This is a genomic window from Chryseobacterium sp. CS3K3.1, assembly GCF_059515165.1.
In genome coordinates this window covers 228,815-241,911 of record NZ_JCAKRV010000002.1, presented here as the reverse complement: position 1 = coordinate 241,911, position 13,097 = coordinate 228,815, and the positions used below count along the sequence as shown (strand labels likewise).

Annotated in this window: 12 protein-coding genes; 10 read left to right on the top strand and 2 right to left on the bottom strand. The window is 35.2% G+C overall.

Annotated features, from left to right (window positions below; all coding sequences use genetic code 11):
- The first annotated feature begins 45 nt into the window (after positions 1-45).
- From AC5YGI_RS03455 to AC5YGI_RS03415, 9 genes are all read left to right on the top strand, one after another.
- Entirely contained in the window at positions 46-2,613 is a 2,568-nt protein-coding gene (locus AC5YGI_RS03455) for a peptidoglycan DD-metalloendopeptidase family protein (RefSeq protein ID WP_496167523.1), read from the top strand.
- Positions 2,594-3,613, top strand: coding sequence for a hypothetical protein (locus tag AC5YGI_RS03450; protein ID WP_496167522.1), 1,020 nt, complete (start codon positions 2,594-2,596; stop codon positions 3,611-3,613). Before AC5YGI_RS03455 ends, AC5YGI_RS03450 begins: the two co-directional genes overlap by 20 nt.
- A 10-nt stretch (positions 3,614-3,623) precedes the next feature.
- Positions 3,624-4,577: an FG-GAP repeat domain-containing protein gene (locus tag AC5YGI_RS03445; RefSeq protein ID WP_496167521.1), complete on the top strand. Its 954-nt coding sequence runs from the start codon at positions 3,624-3,626 to the stop codon at positions 4,575-4,577.
- Positions 4,578-4,833: 256 nt separating this feature from the next.
- Positions 4,834-5,868 carry an A/G-specific adenine glycosylase gene (mutY, locus tag AC5YGI_RS03440; RefSeq protein WP_496167520.1) on the top strand — a complete coding sequence of 345 codons (1,035 nt, stop codon included), beginning with the start codon at positions 4,834-4,836 and terminating at the stop codon, positions 5,866-5,868.
- 44 nt (positions 5,869-5,912) lie between these two features.
- On the top strand, positions 5,913-6,470 hold the full coding sequence (gldD, locus tag AC5YGI_RS03435; RefSeq protein WP_110009162.1) for a gliding motility lipoprotein GldD: 558 nt from the start codon (positions 5,913-5,915) through the stop codon (positions 6,468-6,470).
- Between the two features lie 28 nt (positions 6,471-6,498).
- On the top strand, positions 6,499-7,422 hold the full coding sequence (locus AC5YGI_RS03430) for a PfkB family carbohydrate kinase (RefSeq protein WP_034692120.1): 924 nt from the start codon (positions 6,499-6,501) through the stop codon (positions 7,420-7,422).
- Positions 7,423-7,508: 86 nt separating this feature from the next.
- Positions 7,509-8,876 (top strand): peptidylprolyl isomerase, encoded by a 1,368-nt coding sequence (locus AC5YGI_RS03425; protein ID WP_137906169.1) that lies wholly within the window; start codon positions 7,509-7,511, stop codon positions 8,874-8,876.
- Between the two features lie 168 nt (positions 8,877-9,044).
- The gene (locus AC5YGI_RS03420; RefSeq protein ID WP_496167570.1) at positions 9,045-9,989 is read left to right on the top strand and encodes an NAD(P)H-dependent flavin oxidoreductase; all 945 of its coding nucleotides are present in this window, start codon (positions 9,045-9,047) and stop codon (positions 9,987-9,989) included.
- 15 nt (positions 9,990-10,004) lie between these two features.
- On the top strand, positions 10,005-10,775 hold the full coding sequence (locus tag AC5YGI_RS03415; protein ID WP_496167519.1) for an alpha/beta fold hydrolase: 771 nt from the start codon (positions 10,005-10,007) through the stop codon (positions 10,773-10,775).
- Positions 10,776-10,844: 69 nt separating this feature from the next.
- Here AC5YGI_RS03415 and AC5YGI_RS03410 read toward each other — a convergent pair whose 3' ends face one another.
- The gene (locus tag AC5YGI_RS03410; RefSeq protein ID WP_496167518.1) at positions 10,845-11,465 is read right to left on the bottom strand and encodes an HD domain-containing protein; all 621 of its coding nucleotides are present in this window, start codon (positions 11,463-11,465) and stop codon (positions 10,845-10,847) included.
- Between the two features lie 27 nt (positions 11,466-11,492).
- Positions 11,493-11,792: a rhodanese-like domain-containing protein gene (locus AC5YGI_RS03405; protein WP_047377132.1), complete on the bottom strand. Its 300-nt coding sequence runs from the start codon at positions 11,790-11,792 to the stop codon at positions 11,493-11,495.
- A gap of 164 nt (positions 11,793-11,956) precedes the next feature.
- Here AC5YGI_RS03405 and queG point away from each other — a divergent pair, with 164 nt between their 5' ends.
- Positions 11,957-12,895 (top strand): tRNA epoxyqueuosine(34) reductase QueG, encoded by a 939-nt coding sequence (gene queG / locus AC5YGI_RS03400; RefSeq protein WP_496167569.1) that lies wholly within the window; start codon positions 11,957-11,959, stop codon positions 12,893-12,895.
- Positions 12,896-13,097: the final 202 nt, after the last annotated feature.

The window sequence follows — 13,097 nt, the reverse complement described above, 5'->3', positions numbered from 1 at the left end:
TGTCTCTATAGCTTTCAGCTGGAAGCTATTTAAGTTCTATCAGCCATGACAGGGAATATTGCCGGGGATCAGAATCCTCGGGTTGGAACAGTGTGTTCCTACGAAGTAAAGCCTTCAGGACTTTCATTCGTACTGAATAGGGACTATGAATGGTATCTTTTTAAGAAACAAAAGAACGGAAGCTGGAAAGACATCACCGGAAAGCCCAAGACCGGTGAAAAGGTAACATACAACTTTGGGGAAATAGCGCTGGGAGTAGAGTTTCAAATGAAGGTGTATGAAATTAAAAAAGGGATTTTACCCGGTATTTCCGTTACCAAGGAACTTGCTGGCAGCCTTATAATAGTTCCTATCAGCAACAAGGTTCCGAAGATTGATAAAGTAGTCCTCTTTAACAGAGGAGCAAAAGATTTCAATACAGCCAGCTACCGTGATACCCTTATTGCGCAGGCTCACTGCATCGCGATGTTTAATAAAGAAATTGAGTTTCACCTTTGGGAAGATGACGCTCCTGGGAAAGGGCACGATGCCAGTATTAACAAAAACAACCGTCACACACGCAGTTACAAGGCTCGCGTCAATGAAAAAGGAATTGCGGAAGTCGCTATTCCTCTTATGTCTGATGAAAAAATCCTTCGTCAGATGGCCAATCAGTTTCTGATGAAAGGAGACAGAAATGAAGGAGCGAATCATGAATATTATGTTACGGCCACCTACTCCGGGAAAATTCAGGGAGCCAGCCAGGTGAATGTAGAGGTAGCCAACCCTGATTATAAGGGACAGCCTCAACCCAAACCTAAGCCGCAGCCTGAGAAACACACACCAAAATTCCCGGTCGGACCAGAAGGTGGTCCCAAACAGCCGGATCCTAAAGGTAATATTATAGAAGCGGTTTTCATAGATGATACAGGAAAAGAGCTTTCCAAAGTAGCTTTAGGAGATAAAGTTAGGGTAAGAATTAACTCCAAAAATATGGTGGGAAAACACATTCAGTATGTCATCTGGAAATATGTTTCCACATCCACCCATGAAGTTTATAGAAGTGCAATGATTAAAATTCCTGCCGATGTATATGATACCCCAGGATTTATCATTACAAAAGTTAGTTCTGAAAAAGAAATAGGCTTTCCTATCGGCAATTCGAATTTCTATACACAAAACTATTTTATAGAAATTATCTCCACAGATCTTTCTGCAGAATCTCAGAAATTTGGGGTAAATTCGGATGGTTTGATGGAAATGGAGAAGGTGAAGAGTGCGGTGGTGGTGGATAAGACACAGTCTTCTAAATCAAAAGATGAAAAAGCATGTGAATGCGAAGCAAGAGTAAGAGCATTTATCAGAATGTTAAGAGTAAAAGAAGGCACAGATACAGAAAATGGCTACACTACTCAATATAGCGGAAAACAGTTCTCAGATTTAAGTAAGCATCCTGAAGAAGTAATTACATCTGGTAAATATTCATCTTCAGCTGCAGGTGCATATCAAATAATGACGGATACATGGAAAAATTTGACAGGATATTATCAGGACAAAAATAAAAATTGGCATTATTCTGAAAAGTTGGACTACTCAAAAAAATATAATATCACTAGCTTTGATCAAGAATCTCAAGATAAATTCTGCTTAGTAATTATGAAGCACAATTATATCCAAGACCGTTCGGATAGCTTCTATAATCCTGTGGTGTGGAAAGATAAGAAAAAGAAGATTCGTGATACAGTAAAAGAAGAAAAATTAAAAGAATGGAGAAAAAGATTTAAAGGGAAACAAGGAGATATCATCCAAATGATTATTAATAATGATATTAAAAAAGCTGCTCTTATTTCTAGTTTATGTTGGGCAAGTTTACCAGACTCCCCATATGGGCAACAAAGTTCATCATATACTTTTGATATGGTAAAGGCCATTTACGAGAAAAACCTTAAAGAAGAATTAATTGAACCAAGTAAAGAATTACATTTAAAAAAAGGTTTTTTAAAAGAATTTGGATATGGATGTTGTGAATCAAATGATAATAAAGAACCTCAATCTAAAAATGAATGTCCAGAAGATTGTTCACAATGTTTTCATTATGCTGATGTATGGGAAAATCCCGAGATAAGTTCAGATAATGGAGGAAAAAATAATAATAGATTTGGATATAATTCTGCAAGAGGGCATAAAGGAATAGATATTCTTTCAGGTCCAACATATAAAGATGTACATTCTCTAATGTGTGGCGAAGTTACAGCTATAGTAAATACTTTTAAGACGAACGAATATAGATATAAAAGTTTAGGTAATACTTTAATGATAAAATCTAAAGATAAAGATGGGAAAACTGTATTTATCTTATATTGTCATCTTAATAAAATATATGTTAAAAAAGGGGAAAAAGTAAAACATGGCCAAAAAATAGCCCAATCAGGATCGACAGGAAATGCTTCAAGCAGTGAATTTCTAAATGGAGTAAAAGGCTCTGGAATTAACAAGAAATACTGGCATTGTCACATTGAAGCAGCAACAAAAGGTGATGGATACCTTAATTTCCGTGACCTAGGATCATACAGAGTGAAAGCAGAAGATTATATGAAAACAAAATTTGATAAAAATGGTAATCCGATTAAATAGTATAGTAACAATAATAAGTTTTTTATGTTTATTAGTATCATGTAGAAATGATGCAAAAGAAAAAAATATAACGACCAAAGTCATTAATAAAGAAATCACTCAGGTTGATTTTCTTAATAAGAAATATTTCAAAAGATATTCAATGTCTGTTGATGAATCAACACCAGCTGACCATCCTCATTACAATTATTTAGATTGTGAAAAAGAAGGCTATTTTTCTGTTCATTTCATTCCCAAGGATAAAACACTCATTTCTTTTTGGAAAGATCAATATTTTAAGGAAAATAAATATGAATATGATGATTGGGAAACTGAAAATAAAATTGTTTCTAAGCTTTTAAATGGTAAGTATGAATTATATAATATTTTTTGTTTTCAAATAACAAAAAAATACTTAGATACATCTTCGGGCTGCACAGAAGAAAGTATTAATATAAAAGAAGAAAGTATTGCTGACTTATACCTTTATAATTTAAGAACAAAGAAATGGGATCTTTTAAAAAGCCTAAAAGTATCAATTTTACCACCTTTTGCAGATAATAATTTTTTCATAAAAAACTTTCCAGATCTTATTCATCAAATTGAAAATCAGTCATCAACAGTAATAAAAGATTCTATAACAATTCCTAAATCTTCCATTTGGTCAACTGACTGTAAAGCTGATAAATTCATTAGTATTAAAACAGACATTAACAATATACAGTTTACAATACCTAACAGGTTTTCAATGAATGCTCAATTAAAAAAAGTGAGTAATAATAAATATGAATTTTACTTTACCGACTTTCCTTCAATCATTCCACTTCCTGATGAAATGCAAAACTGGGAAAATTTAGACAATAAAAAGGCCGTTGGTCATATTCAAATAATTGATGAATCTAAAATAGACTTAACATGGTTTGGTTTTTATAGTAAAAAAGCTAAAAAAAATATACAAACCGAAAATCCTTTCATTAAAGAACATAATGTTCCGGCAAGTCTCATAAAATGTCCTGAGTAATACAAAAGTCATGAAATATGCTTTAATCTTAGTATTAATATTTTTTTCTTTCTTTAGCAGCAAAAAGAAAATAGAAAATCCAAAACAAACACAAAACATTTCAAATTCTCAAAAGACAAATGTAGAAAATAGTAAATCTTTTGTTATTAGTTGTGGCTCCGGTTGTGCAATGACTTATATTGCTGAAAATATTCTAAAGAATGATGCTGCTTCATTAAAAGTTAAATTCAAAGTGAAAATGTATATTGACGAACAGCTAACTGATATCTATTATGAAACTTATCTTTTTTCCTACGATAAAAATAAAGAAATTGAAAAAATAACTATTGAAGGGAAGAATGAAAACATTCTAAGCAATCTTATGCCTGGTGCACAAGATTCTTTTAGAGAGTTTGCTACTGAAATTATTAATAAAAAACATTCATTTTTCAAAACAAAAAAAAACATAAATAAAACCTGTCAGCCAAGTACTAAATCATGTGAGTTTAAAAACCTGTCAAATAAGTATAAATTTATTTTAGAAGCCGAAGAATATAAAAATGAGAAGGAACAAAAATATCCAACTTCAGCGTGGATTATTGTAACAAATAAAAAGAACGGTAAATCACAGGAGATTCATTATGAACCAAATTCATGGACATCTTATCAAGATTTGCCGTGTACCAACTTTTTTGTAAAAGATTTTAATTTTGACGGCTTAGAAGATTTTGCAATTGTTTGGGATCAGGGAGGCGTCGAAAAGTTGTATGAATATTATCTTCAAGATAAAAACGGAAATTTTTCTGCTTTAGCATCTTTCCCTTTACAGCATGGAATTTTAGCAGAAAATATTGATTTAGCAAACAAAACAATTACAACACAAAGTATTGTAGGATGTTGTCATATTAATATAAATAAATATAAACTTAATTCTAATACTACTTGGGAAAGTTCTTCGGAACAGCACGAACTAAAGAAAAAATAATTTATAATAGATGAAATATGATTAGTAACTGATGAAATCCTTTTTAACCTCATGATGATTTATATTTTTTTTGATATTCAAGTAAGTAGGAGGAGATAAGAGAAAAAAAATAAATTTATACAATAACAGATTCACAAAAAAACTCCTTCAACATCAAAAACAGGAAAAATAAAATAAACCTATCTTTGCAGCATAGAAACAATGTTCAGGATGAAGAGAAAATCATCTCTTCAATGATTTAAAATAAGATTGGTTTTTGGAAAAAAATAAAACAGATTCAGACTTCCTTCATATAGGAAACAGGCTTTTGGAGTGGTACAGAAATAATGCAAGAGATCTGCCTTTCAGACAGACAAAAGATCCGTACAAAATCTGGATCTGTGAAATTGTATTTCAGCAGACGAGAATCAATCAGGGATTGAATCATTATAATAACTTTATTAAAAGATTTCCTGATGTAAAAGCATTGGCAGAAGCTGAAGAAAACGAAGTTTTACTCTATTGGAAAGGATTGGGGTATTATTCAAGAGCCATCAATATTCATAAAGCGGCCCAGCAGATCATGAACGATTATCAGGGTGTCTTTCCTCACGAATATGAAGAAATTTTAAAACTGAAAGGAGTAGGGAAATATACTGCAGCAGCTGTTTCAAGTATCTGCTTCGGGGGAAGAATGCCTGCCGTTGACGGAAATTTTTACCGTGTTCTGAGCCGTCTTTTTGCCGATGATTTTGATATTTCAAATTCAAGAGCGTTTACCTATTTTTCTGAACTGGCCGCCCTGGTAATGCCGGAAAATGTAGGAGACTTTAATCAGGCTATGATGGATATCGGCTCGGAAATCTGTAAACCCAAAAATCCGTTGTGCGGAGAATGCCCTGTAAATGAAGATTGTCTGGCATTTTCCATGCAAAAAATTTCAGATTATCCTGTAAAAACGAAAAAAGTAAAAGCAGAAGATCTTGCTTTGACTTATTATTTTGTTCATAGAAAAGGACAGTTTCTGATCCGTCAGAGAGCAGATGACTTCATATGGAAGAAATTATTTGAATTTCCAACAGCTATTCCTTCCGATATGGAATCCTTCATTACAGGTTCAAAAACAGTTACTCATAAACTGACTCATAAGAATTTAAGCATTGAAATTTGGAATGTCGAAGTTACTTCAGAAAGACAATGGAATGATTTTATCGCTGAAAATCAATACCTGATTACAGATCTTGAAGGCTCTCATGAAAAATCCTTTCCGAAGCCTCTGGAAATTTACATTCAAAACGCACTGAAAGACTGAAATTTGTCTTCCGAAATCTGAAATCTAATTTGTACTTTTGCAAAATGATTAAAAAAGTCATTTTTATTTTTGTATCGCTGCTTTTAATTTCATGTGGAAAAGACCCTTCACCAAAACCTTATGGAGAACTGCGTCTTGAATATCCCGCACCGAAATACCAGAAGTTTGAAAACGATTGCGCCTATACCTTTGAGTATTCGGACTTTGCTTCCATAACGCCAGCTAAAAAACCTTGCTGGTTTTATCTGAACTATCCGAAAATGAAAGCTAAGCTTTTCGTTACTTATTATCCGATACAAAACGACTTTGCTGACCATATCAAGGAAGCTGAAAAAATGGTGTATGAACATACCATCAAAGCCAGTTCTATAGATACAAAATCCTTCGAATACCCTGAAAAGAAAGTATACGGGAACTTCTATGAACTGAAAGGGCAGAGCGCTTCCAATCTTCAGTTTTACATTACAGACAGTACGAAACACTTCGTAACTGCTTACTTATACTTTAATACGAGACCGAAACCGGACTCCCTTGCTCCTGCAGTAAATTATATCAAAAATGATATGAAACATCTGCTGGACACTTTTGAATGGAAAAAATAATTTACTTTTAATATACATTGAAAAATATATGAAACTTTTAGTTGTAGGAAGTGTTGCATTTGATGCAATTGAAACACCATTTGGTAAAACGGACAAAATTTTAGGAGGTGCAGCCACTTATATCGGGATCACTTCATCAATTTTAGGCGTTAAATCCGGAATTGTTTCTGTAGTAGGAGGAGACTTTCCACAGGAACATCTGGACATGTTCACAGACAGAGAGGTAAACATTGAAGGAATTGAAATCGTGAAAGAAGGAAAAACATTCTTCTGGTCCGGAAAATACCACAACGATCTGAATACAAGAGATACTTTGGCTACAGAAGTAAACGTATTGGAGAACTTTGATCCGAAAATCCCGGATTCAATGCAGGATGCCGAAATTTTACTACTTGGAAACCTACATCCTGGAGTTCAGTTATCTGTACTTGAAAAAATGAACAACCGTCCTAAGCTGGTTATCCTTGATACCATGAACTTCTGGATGGATTCTGCATGGGATATTTTAATGGATATGATTGCTAAAACAGATGTTATTACCATCAATGATGAAGAGGCAAGACAGCTTTCAGGAGAATATTCTTTAGTGAAAGCAGCTAAAAAGATCCACACTATGGGTCCTGAATATGTAATTATCAAAAAAGGAGAGCACGGAGCTTTACTTTTCCATGATAATAAAGTATTTGCAATCCCGGCACTTCCGTTAGAAGATGTTTTCGATCCTACAGGAGCCGGAGATACTTTCGCAGGAGGTTTCGCGGCATATCTTGCTAAGAAAGGAAAAATTGATTTCGAAACGATGAAGTCTGCTCTTATCGTAGGATCTGCAATGGCTTCATTCACCGTAGAGAAATTCGGAACAGAAAGGATAGAGGAAGTAAACGAAGCGGATATGTTCAGCAGATTGAGACAATTCAAAGAATTGACAACATTTGATGTTGAACTGCAATAAATAAGTCTTTTTAAGAAATATTTATAATAAAAAATTGAGTGAAATTCGTTAAGAATTCTAAATTTGCAACTTGTTAAAATAGTAAAATGACAAATAAACTAAAAATCACTTTTCTTCTTGGGATTTTCATCATGATATTCTCTTCAAATATGATGAATGCCCAGCTAAAACAAGGAGATTTGGTGGATGGTATTGCCGCTGTTATCGGGGATGAGATTGTATTGGAATCTGATGTAATCGAGCAGATGAATTATGGTAAACAACAGGGAGCTGCCAACACAGACAAATGTGAATTCCTGGAAAACCTTATCAGCAATAAACTTCTCGTATACGAAGCCAAAAAAGATACGTTAATTGAAAACCGTTCTGCAGCAATCAAAGAACAAGCTAATGCAAAATACCGTCAGATGCTTTCTCAGTTTCCGGATGAAAAAACAATGCTTGCAGCCTATAAGTTCAGAAATTCTTATGAACTGAAAAATGCTATTGAAAAAATAGATACAGACCAGTATTACGGACAGGCGAAATACCAGAGAGTTACTGATAAAGCAGACGTGACTCCAAATGAGGTAACTGATTTCTACAATATGTATAAAACACAGCTGCCACAGGTAAAAGATGAAGTTACTTTAGCTCAGATTATGATCTACCCGTCACTTACGGAAGCTCACAAACAAGACCTTATCAACAGGCTGAAAAAAATCAAGCAGGATATTATCGGAGGGGAAACTTTCGAAAGCCAGGCAAGAATTTATTCTGAAGATGAAGGGTCAGCAGCCAACGGAGGATTATATAAAAATATCAATAAAGGGCAGATGGTGAAGCCATTCGAAGCTGCTGCATTGAACCTTCAGGAAAATGAAATCTCAGATCCTGTTGAATCTGAATTCGGATTCCACATTATTCAGTTGGTGAAAAGATCCGGTAAAGTATATGATGCAAGACATATCTTGTTGAAAGCTGTTCCTACTGATGATGAGATCAAAACTGCAAAAGCAAAATTAGACAGTATCAGAGGTCTTATTATCGATGGTAAAATGACATTCAAAGATGCTGCTTTTAAATTCTCAGATGATAAAAGAACGAAGTTCAACGCAGGGATCATTCCTGGAGCTGATGGTTCTGACAAAATTGAAAGAGAAAGTATTCCTGGAACAATCAGCTACGAATTGGCAGGTTTAAACAAAGGTGATATCACTACTGCTTTTGAAGATGAAGAGAACAAAAGAAAACAAATCAAGATCATCAAAGTGGAAGATGTGATTCCTTCTCACCAGATTACGCTGGAGACAGACTTCAGCAGAATCAAGCAGATGGCACTGAATAAAAAGAAAAGTGAAATGGTTGAAAAGTTTGTCAACTCCAAGTTACCGACAACCTTTATTTCAATTGACGGACGTTACGACAGCTGTAACTTTAAGTCTAACTGGAAGAAACAATCCTTAACAAAATAAAATCAAAACCTTCAGAATTTCTGAAGGTTTTTTTTATCATCGAAATTTATAAAGACGAAAATCCACGATGGAAAATATGGACAGATATTTCCCGGAAAACCATTGTTTTTAGTATTTTTACGCATGAGCAATTTTATAGATTTTAACGCTGCAAAAAAACTTCATGACATGGAGGCTACACACAATAGAATTTCACACCTTTTTACTATTAAATATCCGATTATCCAGGCTGGTATGATCTGGCATTCAGGATGGAGACTTGCTTCTGCCGTTTCCAACTGTGGAGGATTGGGAATAATAGGAGCAGGAAGTATGTATCCTGATATCCTGAGAGAAAATATCCGGAAATGTAAACTGGCAACAGATAAGCCATTCGGGGTAAATGTACCGATGTTATATCCTAATATTGAGGAAATCATTCAGATCATTCTTGAAGAAGGAGTGAAAATTGTATTTACATCAGCCGGTAACCCGAAAACCTATACGGAAACCCTTCAGAAAGAAGGAATAAAAGTAGCTCACGTTGTTTCTTCCACCAAATTCGCTGTAAAATGTGAAGATGCCGGAGTAGATGCCATTGTTGCAGAAGGTTTCGAAGCTGGAGGTCACAACGGAAGAGATGAAACCACCACATTCTGTCTTATTCCGAATGTAAAGAAACATATTTCTAAACCGTTAATCGCTGCCGGAGGAATTGCTTTAGGTTCACAAATTAAGGCTGCAATGATTCTTGGTGCAGATGGTGTACAGATCGGTTCCCGTTTTGCTGCTACCCACGAAGCAAGTGCCCATGAAAACTGGAAAAAGAAAATCACGGAACTGCAGGAAGGAGATACCCATCTTACGTTGAAAGAGCTGGCGCCTGTAAGAATGGTTAAAAATAAATTCTTCAATGAGCTGGAAGATATTTATGTGAACGGAAGAAATAAAGACGCTTTAATTGCTTCTTTAGGAAGAGCCAGAGCAAAAAAAGGAATGTTTGAAGGAGATATGGAAGAGGGAGAACTTGAAATAGGCCAGGTTTCTGCTTTAATTGATGAAGTTCTTCCGGTGGAAACTGTTTTCAGCCATCTTTTAAGAGAATTTGAAGAAACGAAAATGCCAACTTTTTAAATATAATTTTATTCAATGGCGGGAAGAATAATAGATGTAAAGGGACAAAAATTATATATCGAACACAATAATCAATTTCAAGACAGGCCTACCATTGTTTTTCTGCATGATTCATTAGGATCTGTGCAGCTTTGGAGGGATTTTCCGGCTAAGCTGGCTGAGATCACACAATGCAATACTCTTGCTTATGACCGGTTAGGATACGGAAAATCATTCCCCATGCCTACTCATGTAAGACCCGTAAATTATATGGAACTGGAAGCAGATCTGTTGAGTAATGTATTGGCTGAAATGAATATTGATAACGTTGTCCTGTTCGGGCACAGTGATGGGGGAACAATTGCTTTGATCACCGCTGCAAAATATCCCGAAAGAATAAAAGCCGTTATCTGTGAAGCTGGTCATATTTTTGTGGAAGAGGTAACTTTAAAAGGAGTTTACGACGCCTGGGAAGCTTACAAAACAACCAATCTTCCCGAACGTTTACAGAAATATCATGGTGATAAAGTAGAAATGCTTTTCAGAGCCTGGACAGAAACCTGGACACGCGAAGATTACAGAACGTGGAATATAGAGTATTTACTAAAAGATATTACAGCTCCATTGTTATTTATTCAGGGAGAGGCTGATGAATACGGAACACTGGATCAGGTAGAAAAAACAGTGACTCAGGTCAGTGGAAGGTCGGAAAAATATATCATTCCCGGTATAGGCCATACACCGCATAAAGAAGTACCTGAACTTGTATTGGAGAAAGCGGCCGGATTTATCAGCAATTATTTCTAATATACAATATCAACAAGACACCTGTTAACGGGTGTCTTTGTTTTGTTAAATAAACAGATTGATCTATTTTTATTTCAATAACTGAAGTTCAGCCGCAATATTTTCTTTTGCCCGGGCTTCATATCTTTCCTTAAAATATTCTGTTTTAAAGATACTTTCAAGTTCAAGGAAATGTTTGAGTACTTTTTTTCGTCCCGGTTTATACAGAAAATCAGGGTAGATGGAATACTCTTTTCTTATATTCTGAGTGTATTCCAGATAGGTTTTTAAATCCTTTCCCAATACAGAAAGATCAGCATCCAGAAGATAATTGGTATCGTCATCATCAGAGCGTTGGTGAGATTTTGTTGCCAGAATCTGCGAAGAAATGAGTGAAATTTTATTTCTATCTATATCAAGTTCTCCAAGCCTTTTTTCTGCTTTGGCCGCACTTTTTTCTTCATTAGACTTAGAAGAGGCATCGTAGATAACGTCATGGTAAAACACGGAGAAAGAAATGGCTGTAAAATCTGAAATATAGCTTTTCACAGCTTCAAGTTCCGTGAACATATTTTCAAGATGAAGAAGATTGTGGTAGTGTCTGCCTTTTTCAGCATATCTGGTTTCAACTTCGTTCCACAGGCTGTCGATCAGCTGTTTGTTTTCGGTGAATGAAGAACAAAGCGTTTCAAAATAATTTTTCAGATTCATAGAAATAAGATATAAAAAAAGGAACTTTTAAAAAGTTCCCTGATTTGCTTCCAGAACAGCCTTCAGCTCAGCCCAGCCTCCGCCGTTGTAACCGTCCTTTAATCCTTGAGCGTTAAGATAATCCAATGCTTTTCCGCTTCTGTTTCCACTTCTGCAGAATAAGATAACAGGCTTTTCAATAGATAGGATCTCATCCTGTCTGTCTTCTACTTCGCCTAAAGGAATATTCTTGGCACCATCTATATTACCGTCCATTTCAAGCTCCATTGGCTCACGAACGTCGATTAATTCATAGTTTCCTGATTGTATTACTTCTATTAAAGACATAGTTGTTGGTTTAAACATTAAATTAGAAACGAAATTACGTATTTTTTTTTTGAAAAAAATCCTAATTAAAACATAATTTTTTCAGAAAAGAACCATCAGTGGGATGTACTTTCGCAGAAATCTGAAGATTGATAAAATAATCTTAATTTTGCAGTGTGAAATTAATGAATGCAGACGCTGAAAAATATTCCCAACTCATAAAATCCAGGGCAAAAAGTTTTGGATTCCAGAGTTGTGGCATTTCCAAAGCTGATTTTCTGGAGGAAGAAGCTCCTCATCTTGAAAAATGGCTGAAGAATAATTATAACGGCGAAATGAAGTATATGGAAAATCATTTCGACAAAAGACTTGATCCGAGACTTTTGGTAGAAGGTTCAAAATCTGTAATTTCACTTTCTTACAATTACTTTCCTGAAGAAAAAATTTCTACACTGGAGAACTTTAAAATCTCAAAATATGCTTATGCAGAAGACTATCATGAAGTAATCAAAGAAATACTCCGTGAAATGGTTGCAGAGCTGCAGGAAGAAATAGGGGAATTTGGATTCCGTGTCTTTGTAGATTCTGCACCGGTTCTGGAAAGAGCCTGGGCTAAGAAGTCAGGAATAGGCTGGGTAGGGAAAAATGCCAACCTTATTACCAAACAAAGCGGTTCTTTTTATTTTCTGGCCGAAATCATCTGCGATCTGGAGCTAATTCCTGACCACGCCACTACAGATCATTGCGGAAGCTGCAGAAAATGTATCGATGCGTGTCCTACAGATGCCATTGTTTCTGAGAAAATTATAGATGGAAGCCGATGCATTTCTTATGCAACCATAGAACTCAAAAATGAAATTCCGGATTATTTTAAGGATAAAATGGAAGACTGGATGTTTGGCTGCGATATCTGTCAGGATGTCTGCCCCTGGAACAGATTCTCAGCGCCCAATAAACAGAGTCGTTTCCAGCCCAACGAAGCCTTGAAGAACTTTAAAAAAGCAGAATGGAAAGAACTTACCCAGGAAATTTTCTCAGAAATCTTTAGAAAATCTCCCGTAAAAAGAACCAAGTTTGCCGGTCTCAAGAGAAATATTGAGTTTTTACAGAAGACTTCCGACTGATTTTTCTCTGAACTTTCGGTGACAATTCCTCTTTTGGAATTTTTTGAAGTTCCAAACCAGAGCTGATAATTGACCATTCCTTAAATTTTTCGCTTTAAGGAGGTGAAGATTTATATCAATAAGTTTCTTAAAAAGCCTTTCCTATAAAGAAAAATTGATTTTCAGGAGATCAGAATCTCACCGAAAATCAACGTCTTTTTTG